Consider the following 19567-nt stretch of genomic DNA (forward strand, 5'->3'; position numbering starts at 1 on the left):
GTGGACTACAGGCTGCAGACCGCCCTGATCGGGCTGCTCGTCATCGCGGTCGTGCTGATCCCGGCCGCGATCGGCTGGTCGCGCCGCCGCCGCCGCGACGAGTCCCGGGCGCCCCTGCCCGAGCTGCCGGCCGACATCGAGCAGCGCGACCCGCGCGGCCACGTCGACGGCATGTACGTCGCCACCGTGCATCACGGCAACGCGATGGACCGCGTGGTCGGCCACGGCCTGGGCATCCGCACCCGGGCGCGGATCTTCCTCTACGAGGACGGGATCCTCTGCGACCGCGCGGGCGCCGAGCCCCTGTGGATCGCGGCCTCCCGGATCACCGACTTCGGCACCGGCTCGGGCATGGTCGGCAAGTTCGTCGAGCCCGGCGGGCTCGTCATGGTGACCTGGAGCCACGCGGGCCAGAGCGTCGACACGGGCTTCCGACCCCAGCAGGCCCAGGACAGGCCGCGCCTGCTCGAGGCCCTGGCCGCGTTCGGCGGGTCCTCCGCCCAGACGTCGGAGGTGCCCGGCGAGGGCATCTCCTCCACAGCGCAGAACGAGGAGACAGCTCCGTGACCCATCACTCCCACACCCCGGCGGTCCTCGTGCTCGAGGACGGGCGCACCTTCCGCGGCCGCGCCTGGGGCGCCGAAGGCCGCACCCTCGGCGAGGCGGTCTTCTCGACCGGCATGACCGGCTACCAGGAGACGCTCACGGACCCGTCGTACGCCGGGCAGATCGTCGTCATGACCGCCCCGCACGTCGGCAACACCGGCACCAACCTGCAGGACGACGAGTCCCGCCGGATCTGGGTCGCCGGCTACGCCGTGCGCGACTCCTCCCGGGTGGCCTCCAACTGGCGCAGCGAGAAGACCCTGGACGACCTGCTGGCCGAGCAGGGCGTCGTGGGCATCCGCGACATCGACACCCGCGCCGTCACCCGGCACCTGCGCGATGCCGGGGCCATGCGCGCCGGCATCTTCTCCGGGCAGGCCCTGGAGGGCCGGCACGCCGACGAGCTGCTCGAGGAGGTCCGCGCGCAGCCCCCGATGGCGGGCCGGCAGCTCGCCGAGACCGTGACCGCCGAGCAGGCCTACACGGTCGAGCCGGCCGACCACGGCTGGGACGGCGAGGTCCTGGCAGACGTGGCCGCGATCGACCTCGGGCTCAAGGCCATGACGCCCACCCGCATGGCCGAGCGCGGCCTGCGGGTGCACGTGCTGCCGGCGTCGACCACCGCGCAGCAGATCCGCGAGCTCGGCCCGGACGGCGTCTTCATGTCCAACGGGCCCGGCGACCCGGAGACGGCCGAGCCCCAGATCGAGGTCCTGCGCGACGTCCTGCGCTCGGGCACCCCGTTCTTCGGGATCTGCTTCGGCAATCAGCTGCTGGGCCGGGCCCTGGGCTTCGGCACGTACAAGCTGCCCTTCGGCCACCGCGGCATCAACCAGCCCGTGCTGGACCGCCGCACCGGGAAGGTCGAGATCACCGCGCACAACCACGGCTTCGCCGTCGACGCTCCGCTCGACGGACCCGTCGAGGCGCCGGCCGGGGGCTTCGGCCGCGTCGAGGTCAGCCACATCGGGCTCAACGACCGGGTGGTCGAGGGGCTGAACTGCCTCGACATCCCGGCGTTCTCCGTCCAGTACCACCCCGAGGCCGCGGCCGGGCCCCACGACGCCGCCTACCTCTTCGACCGCTTCGTCGACATGCTGCGCACCCGCCGGCCCTTCACCGGGGGCCCGGCGGGCGACGAGGCCGCGCAGACCACCCCGCACACCGCCAGCCAGGAGGCCACGAACTGATGCCGCGCAGGAACGATCTGAACAGCGTCCTGGTCATCGGCTCCGGCCCGATCGTGATCGGGCAGGCCGCCGAGTTCGACTACTCGGGGACCCAGGCCCTGCGGGTGCTCAAGGAGGAGGGCCTGCGCGTCATCCTCGTGAACTCGAATCCGGCCACGATCATGACCGACCCGGAGTTCGCCGATGCCACCTACGTCGAGCCCATCACGCCCGAGGTGGTCGAGAAGATCATCGCCCAGGAGCGCCCGGACGCCGTGCTGCCCACCCTGGGCGGGCAGACCGCGCTCAACACCGCGATCGCCCTGGACGCCGCCGGCGTGCTCGAGAAGTACGACGTCGAGTTGATCGGCGCCAACATCGCGGCGATCAACCTCGGGGAGGACCGCGAGGCCTTCAAGGGCGTCGTCGAGCGCTGCGGCGCCGAGTCGGCCCGGTCGATCATCGTGCACTCGATGGACGAGGCCCTGGCCGCCGCCGACGAGCTCGGCTACCCGATGGTCGTGCGGCCGTCGTTCACGATGGGCGGCCTCGGCTCCGGGCTGGCCTACGACGAGCAGGACCTGCGCCGCATCGCCGGAGCCGGCATCCAGTACAGCCCGACCTCCGAGGTCCTGCTCGAGGAGTCCATCCTCGGCTGGAAGGAGTACGAGCTCGAGATGATGCGCGACCGCAGCGACAACGTCGTCGTGGTCTGCTCGATCGAGAACTTCGACCCCGTGGGCGTGCACACCGGCGACTCGATCACCGTGGCCCCGGCGCTCACGCTGACCGATCGCGAGTACCAGAGGCTGCGCGACATCGCGATCGCGGTCATCCGCGAGGTCGGCGTGGACACCGGCGGGTGCAACATCCAGTTCGCGATCGAGCCCGAGACCGGGCGGGTCGTCGTCATCGAGATGAACCCGCGCGTCTCGCGCTCCTCGGCCCTGGCCTCCAAGGCCACGGGCTTCCCGATCGCCAAGATCGCGACCAAGCTCTCGCTCGGGTACACGCTCGACGAGATCCCGAACGACATCACCCGGAAGACCCCGGCCTCGTTCGAGCCGACGCTCGACTACGTCGTGGTCAAGTGCCCGCGCTTCGCCTTCGAGAAGTTCCCCGCCGCCGACCCCACGCTCACCACGACCATGAAGTCGGTCGGCGAGGCCATGGCCATCGGACGGAACTTCACCGAGGCGCTGCAGAAGGCCATGCGCTCCCTCGAGCAGCAGGGCTCGAGCTTCGACTTCACCCGCCGGTCCGAGGCCGGCGAGCAGGACGTCGAGCGGCTCGTGGAGGCCACGCGGGCCACGACCACCGGGCGCATCCACGCCGTCCAGCAGGCCCTGCTCCACGGGGCCTCGGTCGAGCAGGTCCACGCGACCACGCGGATCGACCCCTGGTTCCTGGACCAGATCGCGCTGCTGAACGAGGTGGCCGAGACCGTGCGCCGGGATCCCGACCTGACGGCGCAGACGCTGCGCGCGGCCAAGCGCCACGGCTTCTCGGACGAGCAGATCGCCGCACTGGCCATGACCTCCGAGGAGGTCGTGCGCGGCGTGCGCCATGCCCTGGGCGTGCGCCCGGTGTTCAAGACCGTGGACACCTGCGCGGCCGAGTTCGAGGCCTACACGCCGTACCACTACTCGTCCTACGACGAGGAGACCGAGGTCGGGCAGCACGGCGGGCAGTCGGTGCTGATCCTGGGCTCGGGTCCGAACCGCATCGGGCAGGGCATCGAGTTCGACTACTCGTGCGTGCATGCCTCGATGGCCCTGCGCGAGGCCGGCTACGAGACCGTGATGCTCAACTGCAATCCGGAGACGGTCTCGACCGACTACGACATCTCCACGCGCCTGTACTTCGAGCCGCTGACCTTCGAGGACGTCATGGAGGTCATCGCGGCCGAGCGGGCCACGGGCGGCCTGCTGGGCGTGTTCGTCCAGCTCGGCGGTCAGACCCCGCTCAAGCTGGCCGCGCAGCTCAAGGCGGCGGGCGTGCCGATCCTGGGCACGGCGCCCGAGGCGATCGACCTGGCCGAGGACCGCGGCGAGTTCGCCCGGGTGCTCAAGGAGGCGCAGCTGCTGCAGCCGCGCAACGGCACCGCCTCGACCTTCGAGGACGCCCGGGCGATCGCCGCCGAGATCGGCTACCCGGTGCTCGTGCGCCCGTCGTACGTTCTCGGCGGGCGCGGCATGGAGATCGTCTACGGCGACGAGCAGCTGCGCACCTATCTGGACAACGCGACCGAGGTCTCCGCGCGGCGCCCGGCGCTGATCGACAAGTTCCTCGAGGACGCGATCGAGATCGACGTGGACGCCCTCCATGATGGGCACAGCCTGTACGTGGGCGGGATCATGGAGCACCTCGAGGAGGCCGGCATCCACTCCGGCGACTCGGCGTGCACCCTGCCCCCGATCACGCTGGGGCCCGACGTCCTGGAGCGGGTGCGCGCGGCCACCGGGGCGATCGCCGCCGGCGTGGGCGTCAGGGGCCTGATCAACATCCAGTTCGCCCTGGCCTCGGACATCCTCTACGTCATCGAGGCCAATCCGCGGGCCTCGCGCACGGTGCCGTTCGTCTCCAAGGCCACGGGCGTCCAGCTGGCCAAGGCCGCCGCCCTGATCGGGACCGGATCGAGCATCGCCGAGCTGCGCGCCTCGGGCATGCTGCTGCCCGAGGGCGACGGCTCGCACCTGCCGCTGGACGCGGCCGTCGCGGTCAAGGAGGCCGTGCTGCCGTTCGCGCGCTTCCGCACCGCGGACGGGCACGCCGTGGACTCCCTGCTCGGCCCGGAGATGCGCTCCACGGGCGAGGTCATGGGCTTCGACGCGCACTACGACACCGCGTTCGCCAAGGCCCAGGCCGGGGTGGGCGTCGCCCTGCCGACCCGGGGCCGGGTCTTCGTCTCGGTCGCCAACCGGGACAAGCGCGCCGCCGTGGCCTATGTGCGGATGTTCCGCGAGCTCGGGTTCGAGATCGTGAGCACCGGCGGCACGGCCCAGGTGCTGCGCCGCAACGGCATCGACTCCACCGTCGTGGCCAAGATCTCCGATCGCGGCTCCGAGGAGCGCACGGTCGTGGACCTGATCGAGGCGGGGGAGATCGACCTGGTCTTCAACACCCCCTCCAGCGGCGGGACGTCGCGCGGGGACGGCTACGAGATCCGCGCCGCGGCCACCTCGGTCGGGATGCCGATCGTGACGACCGTGGCGCAGCTCGGCGCCGTCGTGCAGGCGATCACCGCGATGCGCGAGCACTCGTGGGACGTGACGCCCCTGCAGGTCCACCAGGAGAACCTGCGCGGCTCCGTGGCGGAACGGGCCGAGGCGGCGGAGGCCTCCCGTGCCTGAGGCGGGGGGATCGGCAGGGGAGCCGTCGCAGCAGCCGGCCGAGGGCGCCGAGGCGCCCGGGTCGGCGGCGCGCGAGGGCTTCGGGGAGCGGGCGCGCGCGGCGATCGCCGAGCACGGCCCGCTGTGCGCGGGGATCGACGCCCACCCGTCGCTGCTCCAGGCCTGGGGACTGCCCGCGACCCCGGCGGGGCTGCTGCGCTTCTCCCTGCGGACGGTCGAGGCGCTCGAGGGGCGGGTGGCCGCGATCAAGCCGCAGGTCGCGTGGTACGAGGCCTTCGGCTCCGCGGGGATGGCCGCGCTCGAGCAGACCCTCGAGGCCTGCCGCGAGGCCGGGATCCTCGCGATCGCCGACGCCAAGCGCGGCGACATCGGCTCGACCATGGAGGCCTATGCGCGCACCTGGCTCTCCGACGACTCCGCGCTGGCCGCCGATGCCGTCACCCTGAGCCCCTATCTGGGCGCCGGTGCGCTGCGACCGGCCTTCGAGCTGGCGGAGCGCACCGGGCGCGGGACCTTCGTGCTCGCACTGACCTCCAATCCCGAGGGCGCCTCGGTCCAGCACGTCGGGGGAGGCGCCTCCGTCGCCGCCGGGGTCAGCGCCGCGGTCGCGCAGCGCAATGCCCGGGCCCTCCCAGCATCGACGCAGGTCGCACACGGCTCCGGTGCACATTGTGACGCTCAGATGACGGGATCGCACGGACTCGTGATAGGGGCCACGACCGGGGAGGCCATCACGCGGGTCGGCGTCGACCTCCCCGCGACGGGCGGACTCGTGCTGGCGCCGGGGTACGGGGCGCAGGGCGCGACGGCCCAGGACCTGGGGCGGATGTTCTCCCAGGTCAGGGGGAGGGTCCTGGTCAACTCCTCGCGCGGGATCCTCGCTGCCGGGCCGGAGGCCTCCGGACTGCGCGAGGCCGCCGAGGCCGCGAACGCCGAGCTGCGCGGGGCCCTGGGCGCCTGACGCGCGGCGCGCTGCGGCCGATCCCGCCGTCGGAGGAGGGGCAGGACGGGGCGTCGGCGCAGGTCGAGGGGGTGTGCCGCTATCTCCATTCCAACGAATGTGCATACAGTTGCGCGAGCGCGCCGACCTCGGTCCCGGCCGGACCACAGGTGCGCGGCGCGCGACAGCTGCCGTTCAAGGGAGGAACCGGCCATGGCATTGCGCCTGCTGACAGATGAAGAGCGGGCCGCGGCTCGCGACAAGGCGACCGCGGCACGAGCGGCCCGCGCGGAGGTGAAGGCGAAGCTCAAGGACCGCAGCATCACGGTGGCCGAGATCCTCGACCGCGCGGCCGATGACGAGGCCCTCAGCCGGATGAAGGTCTCCGACCTGCTGGAGTCCGCTCCGGGCATCGGGAAGGTCCGCTCCGCGGCCATCATGGAGGACATCGGCATCGCCAGGACCCGTCGCGTGCGGGGCCTGGGCGTGCACCAGCGCAAGGCGCTGATCGAGCAGCTCGACCGCTGAGGCGGGTGCGCTGCCGCCCGTCGTCCGACGTGGCGCCGACGAGGCCGTGGGCGCGGAGGCCTCCGCCGCGACGGCGCCCCTGCCTCCCCGTGCGGGACGGAAGCGGCGCCGTCGTCGTCTGCGGGTATCCTGGCCGCTCACCGCACGACCGGGCGGCGGATCGGGCAGGCCCGCCCGTCGGCGCCGGCCGTCGACCCGCCGAGGACCCGAGGAGCAGCAGTGCCGCAGGAGCAGTCCGGACCGAGCATCGCACCGGAGCACGTCACGGTGCTGGCGGGGCCCACGGCCGTGGGCAAGGGCACGGTGTCCTCCTACGTCCGGGATCACTACCCGGACGTCTGGCTCTCGGTGTCGGCCACCACGCGGGCGCCGCGCCCGGGGGAGGAGGAGGGCGTCCACTACTACTTCGTGGACGATGCCGAGTTCCAGCGCATGGTGGACGACGGCCAGATGCTCGAATGGGCCGTCGTGCACAACCGCAGCCGCTACGGGACGCCTCGCGAGAAGGTCATGGAGGCCGTCGCCGCCGGTCGGCGCGTCCTGCTGGAGATCGACCTCGCGGGCGCGCGCCAGGTCCGGCGGTCCATGCCCGAGGCGCAGCTGGTCTTCCTGGCCCCTCCGACCTGGGACGAGCTGGTCGCCCGGCTGACCGGCCGGGGCACCGAGAGCCCCGAGGAGCAGCGGGTGCGGCTGGAAACCGCTAGGATGGAGCTCGCCGCAGAGCCGGAGTTCGATCACACGGTCGTCAACGACCGGGTCGAGTCGGCCGCGCAGAGGCTCGTCGAGCTGATGGGGCTGGAGCCCCGCCTCGATCACTGAGAGAGCCGCCGCGCCGGCACCGCAGACTCGGTGCGGGACCTCCCGCACAGCACAGCGTCCGCTCGCCCAGCGCCCCGCCATCCGAGGGCATCGGCGGCGGACGGACAACGCACAGCGTCAGGAGAATCTCCTTGTCCACTCATCATCAGGGCATCATCGAGCCGCCCGTCGACCGCCTGCTGACCAAGGCCGACTCCAAGTACGGGCTCGTGATCTTCTCGGCCCGCCGCGCTCGGCAGATCAATGCGTACTACTCGCAGCTGCACGAGGGCCTGTTCGAGTACGTCGGCCCGCTCGTGGACGTCCAGCCGAACGAGAAGAGCCTCTCGGTGGCCATGCGCGAGATCGACGAGAACCTCATCGAATCGACCGAGGTCGACCACGCCGGCTTCTCCGAGAACGGCCAGCTCAACACCGAGCGCGAGCTCGGCGTCGAGGACTTCTACAGCGACTACTTCGGCGAGCAGCAGGGCGGCGAGCTCGACTCCTCGATGGTCTTCTCGGAGGGCGCCGAGGACCGCGGGGCCGATCAGCTCACCCCCGAGGCGGAGGCCTCCGAGGAGCAGGCCGAGGTCCCCTCGGACGAGCCGTCCGAGAACTGAGCCGGCGCGAGCGCCCGGCCGGCTGAGACACGACTGCGGCGCGGGCAGCGGGGCCCATACCTCACGCGGAACGGAGACCGGATCGTGCGCATCGTCCTGGGCATCGGCGGCGGGATCGCCGCGTACAAGTCCGCTGCGCTGTTGCGGCTGCTGAGCGAGGCCGGCCATCACGTGGTGCCCATGCCCACGCGCGCCGCCCTCGAGTTCGTCGGGGCACCCACCTGGGAGGCGCTGTCGGGGGAGCCGGTCACCACCGACGTCTTCGACCGGGTGGAGGACGTCAACCACGTGATGCAGGGCCAGCGGGCTGATCTGGTCATCGTCGCCCCGGCCACCGCCGACCTGCTGGCCAAGGCCGCCCACGGCCACGCCGACGACCTGCTCACGACCACCCTGCTGGCCACCGAGGCCCCGGTGCTCCTGGCCCCGGCCATGCACACGCAGATGTGGCAGAACCCCGCGGTGCAGGACAACGTCCTGGCGCTGCGCCGCCAGGGCCGCCACGTGCTTGAGCCGGCCTCCGGGCGGCTCACCGGAGCCGACACCGGGCCCGGTCGGCTCCCGGATCCCGAGGCGATCCGAGATGCCGCCCTGGCCCTCGTGGACGGCGGCGCGCCGGACGCGTCGACCGGTCCCGCGGCGCAGGAGCCCCCCGGAGCCGCGCCGCTGCGCGGGCTGAGCGCCGTGGTCTCCGCCGGCGGCACGCAGGAGCCCCTGGACCCGGTGCGCTTCCTGGGCAATCGCTCCTCCGGCAAGCAGGGGATCGCGGTGGCGCGGGCGCTGCGGGCCGCCGGAGCGGAGGTCGAGCTGGTGGCCGGGCACGTCGAGGCCCCGCTGCCCGACCAGGCGGAGGGGATCGGCGTGAGCCGCATCGGCACCGCCCTCGAGCTCCAGGAGGTCATGGAGGCCGCCGCGGGCCAGGCGGACGTCGTGGTCATGACCGCGGCCGTCGCGGACTTCCGCCCGGCCGAGGTCGCCGAGGCCAAGATCAAGAAGACCGACGACGAGCAGGACGCTCCCACGATCGTGCTCACCCGCAATCCCGACATCCTCCGGGGGCTCGTGCAGCACCGCGAGGAGCTGGGGCGGTCGCAGCTCATCGTGGGCTTCGCCGCCGAGACGGGAGACGGGCGGACGGACCCGCTCGAGTTCGGCCGGGCCAAGCTCGAGCGCAAGGGATGCGACCTGCTGTGCGTGAACCAGGTCGGCACCGACCTGGTCTTCGGGCAGGACACCACCCGGGTCACGATCCTGGAGGCGCCCGGTGCGGAGGGCGAGGTCGAGGACGAGATCGTCGAGGGCGCCAAGGACGATGTCGCCGCCGCGCTCGTGCGCCGGATCGCGCGACGCCTGGGACGCGGCGCCTGAGCGGTGCTGCGTCGTCGCGGCCTGGCGGTACCCTGACAGGCGTGACTTCGACCCCCACCTCCCCCGGCACCTCGTCCGCCAGCAGCTCCCGCCGCGCGCAGGCCCCGGGCCGCATGAGCCTGTTCACCTCGGAATCGGTGACCGAGGGCCACCCGGACAAGATCTGCGACCGGATCTCGGACTCGATCCTCGATGCCCTGATCGCCACCGACCCGCACTCCTCCGTGGCCGTGGAGACCATGGCCACCACCGGGCTGGTCCACGTGGCCGGCGAGGTGAAGTCCGAGGCCTATGTCGAGATCCCCTCGATCGTGCGCCGCAGCATCCTGGACATCGGCTACAACTCCTCGGTCCAGGGCTTCGACGGCAAGTACTGCGGCGTGTCCATCTCCGTGGGGGAGCAGTCCCCGGAGATCTACGAGGGCGTCTTCAACTCGCTGGAATCCCGCGAAGGGACCGCGGCGGACCCCCGCGATGCCCAGGGGGCCGGCGATCAGGGCATCATGTTCGGCTACGCCTCCAACGAGACCGACGTGCTCATGCCCGCTCCCATCCACTACGCCCACCGGCTCTCGGAGCAGCTCACGCGGGTCCGCAAGTCTGCCGTCCTGCCGCATCTGCGTCCGGACGGCAAGACCCAGGTGACGCTGCGCTACGACGGCATCACGCCGGTGGCCGTGGACACCGTGGTGGTCTCCTCCCAGCACGCCGAGGACTACGAGCTCGAGCAGCTGCGCAGCGACATCCGCGCCTCGGTCATCGATCCGGTCCTCGAGGACTCGGGCCTGGACCTCTCCGAGCTCACGGTCATCGTCAACCCCGCCGGCGACTTCATCACCGGCGGCCCGGTCGGCGACGCGGGGCTGACCGGCCGCAAGATCATCGTGGACACCTACGGCGGCATGGCCCGGCACGGGGGCGGCGCGTTCTCCGGCAAGGACCCGTCCAAGGTCGATCGCTCGGCGGCCTACGCCATGCGCTGGGTGGCCAAGAACATCGTGGCCGCGGGGCTGGCCGAGCGCGCCGAGGTCCAGGTGGCCTACGCGATCGGCAAGGCGCACCCGGTGGGCGTGTACGTCGACACGTTCGGGACCGAGTCCGTGGACCCGGACCGCATCGAGGCCGCGGTCGACGAGGTCTTCGACCTGCGCCCCCTGGCCATCATCGAGGACCTCGATCTCAAGCGCCCGATCTACGCCAAGACGTCGGCCGGAGGCCACTTCGGCCGCGAGGACCCGGACTTCACGTGGGAGCGCACGGATCGCGCCGACGCCCTGCGCTCGGCGGCCGGGGCCTGAGCCCGGACCCGGGTCCGGAGCGCGCCGTGAGCACCGGCGATGCCGCGGATCCGTCGGGGAAGGACCGGCCGACGGCCGCCTCGTCGAGCGCAGCGCCGGAGGAGCAGGAGCTCGAGGGAGGGCTCGAGCAGCTCGCCCTGATCGCGGAGCCGGCTCGGCCCGGCCGGGCGGCGTCGCCGGGCCGCAGGAGCGGCCGGGGCGCCGCCGCGCGGCGCGCCGGACCGCTCGAGCCGGCCTACCTGGCCGAGTCCGATCCCGTGGCCCGGGTGCGCCTGGAGTCGCACGTCCCGCATCTTGATCGTCTCTTCGACTACGGCGTGCCCCAGGACCTCTCCGAGGGGGTCCGGCCCGGTACGCGCATCCGTGTGCGCTTCGGCGGGCAGCGGATGCGCGGCTGGGTCGTCGAGCGCACCGCCGAGTCCGAGGTGGCCTTCGACCGCCTGCAGCCGATCCTGTCGGTGCAGTCGGCTCTGCCGGTGCTGACCCCGTCCGTGCTGGCCGTCGCGGAGCAGGTGGCCCGGCGGTGCGCCGGAACGGTCCCGGACGTGCTGCGCTCGGCCGTCCCGCCGCGGGTCGCCTCGGTCGAGAAGGCGGCTCTCGCCGCCCGTGCCGAGGCCGCGCAGGCCGCCGAGTCCGCCGAGTCCGCAGAGGCCGCCGGCGCCTCCGGCACGAGCGACGAGCCCGACGGTCTCGACGCGGACGACGACCCTGCAGACGCCGCAGATGCGGCGGACGAGCCCGATCCCTTCGACGGCCCTGCCCGCTCCGGATGGTCGGAGTACGAGGGCGGGGACGCCGCCCTCGAGGCCCTGCGCGCCGGCGAGCAGGTCCGAGCCGTGGTCCAGGCGCTGCCGTCGCATCCCGGCCACGACGTCCACGATCTGATCGCGGAGGCCGCCGCGGCCGCGCTGGCGGCCGGGCACGGGACCGTCGTCGTCGTCCCCGACCACAAGACGATGGAGCGGATGCAGCGCGCGCTGCAGCGGCGGGTGGACCCGGGGCTGATCGCCCGCCTGCACAGCGAGGACAAGCCGACACCGCGCTACCGGGCCTTCGTGCAGACGCTCGAGGGGCGGCATCGGATCGTCATCGGCACCCGGCCGGCGGTCTGGGCACCGGTGCAGGATCTGGGGATGATCGCGGTGATCGACGACGGCGACCACAGCCTGGTGGAGCCGCGCGCGCCGTACCACCATGCCCGCGACGTCGCCCTGCTGCGCGCGCAGCACGCGGATCTGTCCCTGCTGATCGCCGGGCACGCCGTCACTCCGGAGGCCGAGCGGCTCGTGGAGACCGGGTGGGCGCGCTCGATCGCTGCGCCGCGTCCGGTGCTGCGCGAGCACATGCCGCGGGTGGTGGCCACATCGGACTCCTGGCACGAGGCCCGCGACTCGCTGGCCGGGCGCGCCCGGCTGCCGGAGACCGCCTTCCGGGTCGCGCGACGCGCGCTCGAGGACGGCCCCGTCCTGGTCCAGGTGGCGCGGGCGGGCTATGCGCCGGTGCTGTCGTGCGAGCGCTGCCGTGCACCCGCCCGGTGCGCGGAATGCGACGGGCCGCTGTCCGTCCCGGGCCGGGGCCGGCTGCCCCAGTGCGGCTGGTGCGGCCGCCAGGCCGCGGGCTGGTCCTGCCCGGTCTGCTCGCACACCCGATGGCGGTACGCGTCGGTCGGCTCGGAGCGCACCGCCGAGGAGCTGGGCCGGGCCTTCCCCCAGGTCCCGGTCATCTGGTCCTCGGGGGAGCAGATCCGCCGCGGGGTCGGGGCCGCGCCCGCGCTCGTCGTGGCCACCCCCGGCGCGGAGCCGGAGGCCGAGGGCCGGTACGCGGCGGCCCTGCTGCTCGACGGCGATCGGATGCTCGCCCGGCCCGGGCTGCGGGTGGAGGAGGACGTGCTGCGCCGCTGGGTCGGGGCAGCCGCCCTCGTGCGCCGCGCGGCCGAGGGCGGTGTGGTCGTGGTGACCTCCGAGCACGAGCGCGCGGTCGCCTCGCTCGTGCGCTGGGACGTGCGCGGCCATGCGGCGCGCGAGCTCGCCGAGCGGAGGACGCTGCAGCTGCCGCCGGCCGTGCGCTGCGCGGCGCTCACCGGCCCCCTGCCGGCTCTCGAGGCCTTCCTGGAGATCGCGGATCTGCCCGAGGCGGTGCGCCGGGTGGGGCCGGCGCCGGTCGAGGAGCACTGGGACGAGGCCGCAGCGGAGCCGGACGGGGCCCTCGCCGGAACGGGCGGCGGATCCGCCGCGGCTCCCGAGCCGAGCCACCGGGCGCTGCTCTTCTTCTCCTACTCGATCGCCGCCGACGTCACACGCCGGCTGCGCTCGGCCCGGGCCGAGGCGTCGGCCCTGCGCAAGCACGCGCCGGTCAATGTCCGCTGCGATGTGGCGGACCTGCTCTGAGTCCGCCGGCCCGGCGGGGTGCGGCCTCCATCGGGCCTCGGCCGCGCAGCACCCGGCCCCTGGCGGGTGGGGTCGGTGCGATGCCGGCTCAGCCGGAGCGCTGCGGGTTCAGGAGGCGCGCCGTCCCTGCGCGACGCCCGCGGCCAGATCGACGAGGCGGGCCGCGGAATCGCCCCACGTCCAGCTCGATGCCCGCTCGAGCCCGGCCAGCACGCGTCCGCGAGCGGTCTGCGGGTCGTCCAGTTCGGCCACCGCGCGGGCGAAGGCGGCATCGTCGCCCGGCGGGCAGTAGGCTGCCGCGTCGCCGCAGACCTCGTGGAAGATCGGGATGTCGGTGCAGACCACCGGGGTCCCGGCGCAGAAGGCCTCCATCAGGGGCAGGCCGTAGCCCTCGGCGCGCGAGGCATGGACCAGGACGCCGGCCTCCCGCAGCAGCCGGGAGTGCTCCTGCTCCGAGACCCCGCCGTGGAACACCAGGTGCGCTCCGGGCCCGGCGACCTCGAGCAGGTGCTCCCGCTGCCGGTCCGTGACCCGGGAGAGCAGGTGCAGCTCGCGCTCGGGCAGCCGTGCGGCCGTGCGCGCCAGCGTGTCGACGTCCTTGTAGGGCATGAACGACCCCAGGTAGACCATCGATCGGCCGCGCTCGGGCAGGCGGCGCAGCGCCTCCTCGGCGGCGAGGATCCGGTCCTGGGAAGCCGCGTTGGGGATCACGTGCACGGGCCGGCTCGTCAGGCGCCGATCCCGGATCAGCCGCGCGGAGGTCTCGGACACGGTGGCCACGGCATCGGCCCGGTCCAGTGCCAGCCGCTGCGGCCACGAGGCCCGGTGGAACGCGCGCCAGCCCAGGCGCACGGGCGCCGGCAGCTCGGGAGGCGGCGCGGGGTGGTCGTAGTAGATCAGGTCGTGCAGGGTCAGGATCAGTCCGAAGCGGCGGCGCAGGGCCCCCATGGTCTGCATGGGGGAGAAGACCACGTCGGGACAGCGCCGGTTGAGCACCTGGCCGGTGAGGACCTCTCCTGCGGACACGGGATCCGGCCCGCGGAACCAGGGCAGCTCGGGCAGGTGCGCCCGCTGGGCCTCGTCGGAGACCATCAGCTCGACGCGAAGGGACGGGTCCTGCGCCGCGAGCCGCGCGAGCCCGACGGCGATGCCCGCGCTGTAGCGCGAGATCCCGTCGTGCGGGCCCACGCGCACGTAGCGGGCGTCCAGGACCAGGTGCAGATCGCCGCTCATCGCCGGCGGCGGCCCACGACGGGCAGCAGCTGCGTGAACTGCGACGTGTTGGGCTGGGCCCGGTCGATGGGCGGCAGCTCGTCGTGGACCTCGATCGGCTCCGGGGCCGGAGCGTTGAGGAACTCGTCGATCAGCTCGGCGGTCTCGACCGGCTTCTCGTAGTGGATCAGGTGCCCGACGTCGTCGAGGATCTCGATGCGACGGCGCCGGATCCAGCCGGCCATGCGCTCCTGCGCCTCGACCGAGCCGAGCTGATCCCGCGCGCCCACGACGAGCAGCACCGGCATGCTCAGCAGCGGGGCGACCTCCGCCACGGTGCGGGAGATCGAGGCGCGGTAGGCCTCCCGGATGACCCTGCGGTCCGCGAAGGTCCCGAAGTAGGCCCGGTGCTGGTTCTCCACGTAGCGGCGCAGCTCCGGGTCCTCGGACGCGGTCATCCCGCGGCTCATGAGGTCGCTGACCGCGGTGCTGCGCAGCAGGCGCTCGCCCAGGGCGCGGGGCAGGCGCGTGGACACGGAGTAGTAGGCATCGGCCACGCGGGAGGCGGCCGCGTTCTCGCCGCTGAGCGCCGGCTCGCAGATGGGATTGAGCAGCAGCAGCTGCTCGACCATCGACGGGGAGTCGGCGGCCAGGTGGGAGGCGATCACCGAGCCGAAGGAGTGGCCCAGCAGGATGATCCCGCGGTCGCCGTCGGGATGCACGGCCCCGTCGGTCAGCTCGGTGATGAACCTGCGGAGGAAGCCGACGTAGTGGGCGATGTCGTGCGGAGCCTCCGGGAAGGGCTCGGAGCGTCCGAAGCCCGGCAGATCGGGGATCACCACGTGGTAGCGCTCGCGCAGCCGATCGGCGATCAGCTGGAGCCCGTGATGATCACCCCGGAACCCGTGGACCATCACGATCAGCGGCTTGCGGCGGGTGTCGACGTCGTAGAACCAGTAGCGGGTCTTGTACCCGTCGAATCTCATGCTGCGCTGCTCGGCCTGCGGATTCTGCTGCACGCGTTCCTCTCCCGTCGGGGTGCCGATCGGAGTCTGCGGGGCTCGGATCGGTCGTGGCGCCCCGGGGGCGAGTCTACGGGCGGCGGCGGACATGCGCGGGGCCGGGCACGGCTAGGATGGCCGGGTCATCGGTGCGTCGGTCGCAGCCTGGCGAGCGGGCTCCCGGCACCGGGTGGCGCATCCGGGGCGCTCGCACCGCGCCCCGCACCAGCAGAGCAGTCGACAGCGAGAGGCCGGCGCGGGCCGGCGGACGAAGGCGAGGCACGTGAGCACGCAGCAGCAAGGCCAGGAAGAGACCGGTCAGGTCTGGGACGCCCACGAGCTCGAGGCCCGCTGGCAGGGCTGGTGGGAGCGCAACGACGTCTTCCGCCCCCTCGACGACGGCTCCAGGCCGCGGCGCTACGTGCTCGACATGTTCCCGTACCCCTCGGGCGACCTGCACATGGGCCACGCGGAGGCCTTCGCCATGGGCGACGTCGTCGCCCGCTACTGGCGGCAGAAGGGCTTCGACGTCCTGCACCCGATCGGCTGGGACTCCTTCGGGCTTCCCGCAGAGAACGCCGCGATCAAGAACGACGCGCATCCCGCGGAGTGGACCTACCGCAACATCGAGACGCAGAAGGCCTCCTTCCAGCGCTACGCGATCGCCGTGGACTGGTCGCGCGAGCTGCACACCTCGGATCCCGAGTACTACCGCTGGACCCAGTGGCTGTTCCTGCAGTTCTGGCAGCGCGGACTGGCCTACCGGAAGGACTCGCCGGTCAACTGGTGCCCCAAGGACCAGACCGTGCTGGCCAACGAGCAGGTCGTCGACGGCGCCTGTGAGCGCTGCCATACCCCGGTCACCAAGAAGTCGCTGAACCAGTGGTACTTCCGCATCACCGACTACGCGGACCGGCTCCTCGACGACATGGACCAGCTCGAGGGCGCCTGGCCCGAGCGCGTGCTGTCCATGCAGCGCAACTGGATCGGCCGCTCGCAGGGCGCCCACATCACCTTCGGGATCGTGGGGCAGGACAGCGACGACGCCGCCGTCGAGCGCTCGCTGACCGTGTTCTCCACCCGACCGGACACGATCCACGGGGCCACGTTCTTCGTCGTGGCCGCCGACGCGCAGCTGGCCCAGGAGCTCGTGACCGAGGACCACGTCCAGGAGCTCGACGAGTACCGCGAGAGCCTCAAGGCCGTCTCCGACATCGAGCGCCAGGCCACGGATCGCACCAAGACGGGCGTGTTCCTGGGCCGCTGGGCCGTCAACCCCCTGACCGGCGAGCGCCTGCCCGTCTATGCCACGGACTACGTGCTGGCCGACTACGGCACGGGCGCCGTCATGGGCGTGCCCGCCCACGACCAGCGCGACCTCGACTTCGCCCGGGCCTTCGGGCTGCCCGTGCGCGCCGTCGTCGACACCGGCGGCGAGGACCCGGCCGAGACCGGCGTGGCCACCGGCGGCGACGGCGTCCTGATGAACTCCGGCGAGCTCGACGGGCTGCCCAAGGACCGGGCGATCGAGCGGGCGATCGAGCTGCTCGAGGCCCGCGATGCCGGCCGGCGGCACATCAACTACCGGCTGCGCGACTGGCTGCTGTCCCGGCAGCGCTTCTGGGGCGCCCCGATCCCGATCATCCACTGCCCGGACTGCGGCGAGGTCCCCGTCCCCGAGGACCAGCTGCCCGTGCGCCTGCCGGACGACCTGAAGGGCGAGCAGCTCGCGCCCAAGGGGCAGTCGCCGCTGGCCTCGGCCTCGTCGTGGGTCGATGTCGCGTGCCCGTCGTGCGGGGGCGCCGCGACCCGCGACACCGACACCATGGACACGTTCGTGGACTCCTCCTGGTACTACTACCGCTACGTCTCCCCGCAGGACGAGTCCGAGCCCTTCGACCCCGAGGCCGTTCGCCGCTGGGGTCAGGTCGATCAGTACGTGGGAGGCGTCGAGCACGCGATCCTGCACCTGCTCTACGCGCGGTTCTACACCAAGGTCCTGCACGACCTGGAGATGATCGATCACGACGAGCCCTTCGCCCGGCTGCTCAACCAGGGCCAGGTGCTCAACCAGGGCAGGGCCATGTCCAAGTCGCTGGGCAACGGCGTGGACCTGGGCCAGCAGCTCGATGCCTTCGGCGTCGACGCCGTGCGCCTGACCATGGTCTTCGCCTCCCCGCCCGAGGACGACATCGACTGGGCCGACGTCTCCCCGGCCGGCTCGCAGAAGTTCCTGGCCCGCGCCTGGCGCGTGGCCCAGGACGTCGCGGCCTCCGGCAGCCCGGTCGGTGCCGACCCGTCGACCGGCGATGCCGCGGTCCGACGGGCCGCCCACCGCGCGGTCTCCGAGGCCGAGAACGCGCTCGAGCACCGGAAGTTCAACGTCGTCATCGCCAAGGCCATGGAGCTGGTCAACGCCCTGCGCAAGGCCGTCGACTCCGGCCCCGGGGCCGCCGATCCGGCAGTGCGCGAGGGCGCCGAGGCCGTGGCCGTGCTGCTCTCGCTCGTGGCGCCCTACACCGCCGAGGACATGTGGCACGCCATGGGCCGCGACAGCGCCGTGATCGACGCGGGCTGGCCGGTCGTCGACCCGTCCCTGCTGGTGGACGACACCGTCACGGCGGTCGTCCAGGTCAAGGGCAAGGTCAGGGACCGCCTGGAGGTCGCCGCCGACATCTCCGAGGACGACCTGCGCGAGCGGGCGCTGGCCTCGGAGACGATCCGTCGGACGATCGGCGACGCCGAGATCCGGAAGGTGATCGTGCGGGCGCCCAAGCTCGTGAACATCGTGGTCTGAGACGGCGGGCCGGGTCGGCGGGCCCTGCGTGCCGAGCTCGGCGCGCCGACCGTGGCCGGCGCCGCCCGGGCCGAGGCCTCCACAGCCTGCCCTGACGGCTCGTACTGGGGCGACCCCTCCCGATTCTCGGCACCCCCGTTCCACGGCTGCAGTCGGCGGGCTGGAGTGGGTCCATGAGCCCTGTGACCCACCGCGGCAGGAGACGGCTGGACCGCGACCTCCCCGTCGAGCGGCTGCGCGGACTGCTCGACGACGATCTGCGGGCCTCCGGGCACGACCTGCCGGAGGGCGGCGCACCCCCGGGCGTCGACGACGCCGCGCCCGGGGGCCCGATCGCCCCGCCCGACCCCGAGGAGGAGCAGGCATGGGCCTCCCCGGTCCGCGCCCGCATCCCCTGGGTCACGATCGTGATCGCCGGGCTGGTGCTCGCCGCCGTGGTGCTGTCCCTCGTGCTGCGCGGCGAGCGGGAGCCGGTCATCGTCGGGGGAGATCCCGCGGGAGCCGGGGCCGCCGCGTCCCCGGAACCTGGCGCCGCGGCAGGCGGTGCGGCTGAGGGCACCGGGTCCGCGACGCCAGGGCCCGCCGAGCCTGCCGGGGCCGCGGAAGCGTCGGCCGGCCCCGTCACCGTCCACGTCGTCGGCGAGGTGCGCCGCCCGGGGGTCGTCGAGGTCCCCGGCGGTGCCCGGGTGGCCGACGCCGTGGAGGCCGCCGGGGGGCTCAGCGAGACCGCCGTGGTGGATGCGGTGAACATGGCCGCTCCCGCGGCCGACGGAGCGCAGATCGTGATCCCGGACCGGGCGCTGTCCGAGTCGTGGGAGGCCGCGGCCCCGCCGGGCGGGCCCGCGGCATCTGCCGGGTCGACACCGGGAGCGGCCCCCGCGGGGGCCGCTCCCTCGGCCGCGCCCGGCTCCGGACCTGCGTCGGAGCCGGACGGGGCAGGGGAGTCCGGGGCCGCGATCGACCTCAATCAGGCGACGGCCGCTCAGCTCGAGGAGCTGCCCGAGGTGGGTCCGGTGCTCGCTCAGCGCATCGTCGATCACCGGGAGCAGATCGGGGGCTTCCGCGCCGTGGAGGAGCTCGACGACGTCTCGGGGATCGGTCCCGCCATGATGGCCGCGATCGCCCCGCTCGTGAGGGTCTGAGGCCCCGGCAGCATCAGGCGATGCTGCTGGGGCCGTCGGCCCCGCCCCGGTCGGGCGGGGCCGACGGCGACGCCGTCAGCCGGTCACCGTGAAGACGATCTCCTCGGTCGTGGCCGTCCCGTACCGATCGGTCTGCGTCACGGTCGCGGTGTGCTCGCCGGGTGCCAGATCCTCGGGGAGGTCCAGCCGCCACAGGTGACCGGTGCCCTCGGCCACCGAACCGCCGTGGACGAGCTGCTCCTGGGCGGCCGCAGGATCGGAGAACTCCGCGCCCACGCGCTTGCCCTCGCCCTGCAGCTGCTGGGTGCGCTGCCGGGGCTGCTGCGGTGGGCGTCGAACCACTCC

General features: G+C 73.2%; 15 protein-coding genes. 12 read left to right on the forward strand and 3 right to left on the reverse strand.

Going from position 1 to position 19567, the window contains the following annotated elements; translation table 11 throughout:
* From FSY66_RS10090 to FSY66_RS10135, 10 genes are all read left to right on the forward strand, one after another.
* Positions 1-567 carry a PH-like domain-containing protein gene (locus FSY66_RS10090; protein WP_144794512.1) on the forward strand — a complete coding sequence of 189 codons (567 nt, stop codon included), beginning with the start codon at positions 1-3 and terminating at the stop codon, positions 565-567.
* Positions 564-1796 carry a glutamine-hydrolyzing carbamoyl-phosphate synthase small subunit gene (gene carA, locus FSY66_RS10095; protein ID WP_144794514.1) on the forward strand — a complete coding sequence of 411 codons (1233 nt, stop codon included), beginning with the start codon at positions 564-566 and terminating at the stop codon, positions 1794-1796. The genes FSY66_RS10090 and carA overlap by 4 nt, the downstream gene beginning before the upstream one ends.
* Positions 1796-5128, forward strand: coding sequence for a carbamoyl-phosphate synthase large subunit (gene carB, locus FSY66_RS10100; RefSeq protein ID WP_144794516.1), 3333 nt, complete (start codon positions 1796-1798; stop codon positions 5126-5128). The genes carA and carB overlap by 1 nt, the downstream gene beginning before the upstream one ends.
* The gene (pyrF, locus tag FSY66_RS10105) at positions 5121-6089 is read left to right on the forward strand and encodes an orotidine-5'-phosphate decarboxylase (protein WP_144794518.1); all 969 of its coding nucleotides are present in this window, start codon (positions 5121-5123) and stop codon (positions 6087-6089) included. Before carB ends, pyrF begins: the two co-directional genes overlap by 8 nt.
* Positions 6090-6281: 192 nt before the next feature.
* A complete protein-coding gene (gene mihF / locus FSY66_RS10110; RefSeq protein ID WP_144794520.1) occupies positions 6282-6596 on the forward strand; it encodes an integration host factor, actinobacterial type in 315 nt (104 codons plus the stop codon).
* A 219-nt stretch (positions 6597-6815) separates the two neighbouring features.
* On the forward strand, positions 6816-7415 hold the full coding sequence (gene gmk, locus FSY66_RS10115) for a guanylate kinase (protein ID WP_186304541.1): 600 nt from the start codon (positions 6816-6818) through the stop codon (positions 7413-7415).
* 131 nt (positions 7416-7546) lie between these two features.
* The gene (gene rpoZ / locus FSY66_RS10120) at positions 7547-8017 is read left to right on the forward strand and encodes a DNA-directed RNA polymerase subunit omega (RefSeq protein WP_144794522.1); all 471 of its coding nucleotides are present in this window, start codon (positions 7547-7549) and stop codon (positions 8015-8017) included.
* A gap of 84 nt (positions 8018-8101) precedes the next feature.
* On the forward strand, positions 8102-9385 hold the full coding sequence (coaBC, locus tag FSY66_RS10125) for a bifunctional phosphopantothenoylcysteine decarboxylase/phosphopantothenate--cysteine ligase CoaBC (protein ID WP_144794524.1): 1284 nt from the start codon (positions 8102-8104) through the stop codon (positions 9383-9385).
* Positions 9386-9498: 113 nt separating this feature from the next.
* Positions 9499-10683 (forward strand): methionine adenosyltransferase, encoded by a 1185-nt coding sequence (gene metK / locus FSY66_RS10130; RefSeq protein ID WP_144794614.1) that lies wholly within the window; start codon positions 9499-9501, stop codon positions 10681-10683.
* 26 nt (positions 10684-10709) lie between these two features.
* The gene (locus FSY66_RS10135) at positions 10710-13070 is read left to right on the forward strand and encodes a primosomal protein N' family DNA-binding protein (RefSeq protein ID WP_260853637.1); all 2361 of its coding nucleotides are present in this window, start codon (positions 10710-10712) and stop codon (positions 13068-13070) included.
* Between the two features lie 108 nt (positions 13071-13178).
* Here the strand turns inward: FSY66_RS10135 and FSY66_RS10140 are convergent, their stop codons facing one another.
* Positions 13179-14303 carry a glycosyltransferase family 4 protein gene (locus FSY66_RS10140; protein ID WP_186304542.1) on the reverse strand — a complete coding sequence of 375 codons (1125 nt, stop codon included), beginning with the start codon at positions 14301-14303 and terminating at the stop codon, positions 13179-13181.
* On the reverse strand, positions 14300-15301 hold the full coding sequence (locus FSY66_RS10145) for an alpha/beta fold hydrolase (RefSeq protein ID WP_260853638.1): 1002 nt from the start codon (positions 15299-15301) through the stop codon (positions 14300-14302). The genes FSY66_RS10140 and FSY66_RS10145 overlap by 4 nt, the downstream gene beginning before the upstream one ends.
* Before the next feature lie 265 nt (positions 15302-15566).
* On the opposite strand from FSY66_RS10145, the gene leuS reads away from it, so the two are divergent.
* Together leuS and FSY66_RS10155 are read left to right on the forward strand one after the other, a co-directional pair.
* The gene (leuS, locus tag FSY66_RS10150; RefSeq protein WP_144794526.1) at positions 15567-18080 is read left to right on the forward strand and encodes a leucine--tRNA ligase; all 2514 of its coding nucleotides are present in this window, start codon (positions 15567-15569) and stop codon (positions 18078-18080) included.
* Positions 18081-18253: 173 nt separating this feature from the next.
* Complete coding sequence (locus tag FSY66_RS10155; RefSeq protein ID WP_144794528.1) at positions 18254-19222, forward strand: ComEA family DNA-binding protein; 969 nt, start codon at positions 18254-18256, stop codon at positions 19220-19222.
* A gap of 75 nt (positions 19223-19297) precedes the next feature.
* Here FSY66_RS10155 and FSY66_RS13185 read toward each other — a convergent pair whose 3' ends face one another.
* Positions 19298-19564: a calcineurin-like phosphoesterase C-terminal domain-containing protein gene (locus FSY66_RS13185; protein ID WP_472650221.1), complete on the reverse strand. Its 267-nt coding sequence runs from the start codon at positions 19562-19564 to the stop codon at positions 19298-19300.
* Positions 19565-19567: the final 3 nt, after the last annotated feature.

The organism is Kocuria palustris, from assembly GCF_007666205.1.
Taxonomy (GTDB): domain Bacteria; phylum Actinomycetota; class Actinomycetes; order Actinomycetales; family Micrococcaceae; genus Kocuria; species Kocuria palustris_A.

Bases quoted from the DNA above. Each gene is read 5' to 3' on its own strand.
- FSY66_RS10155 (WP_144794528.1), top strand. From the start codon at position 18,254: ATGAGCCCTGTGACCCACCGCGGCAGGAGACGGCTGGACCGCGACCTC.
- metK (WP_144794614.1), top strand. From the start codon at position 9,499: ATGAGCCTGTTCACCTCGGAATCGGTGACCGAGGGCCACCCGGACAAG.
- mihF (WP_144794520.1), top strand. From the start codon at position 6,282: ATGGCATTGCGCCTGCTGACAGATGAAGAGCGGGCCGCGGCTCGCGAC.
- FSY66_RS10140 (WP_186304542.1), bottom strand. From the start codon at position 14,303: ATGAGCGGCGATCTGCACCTGGTCCTGGACGCCCGCTACGTGCGCGTG.
- carB (WP_144794516.1), top strand. From the start codon at position 1,796: ATGCCGCGCAGGAACGATCTGAACAGCGTCCTGGTCATCGGCTCCGGC.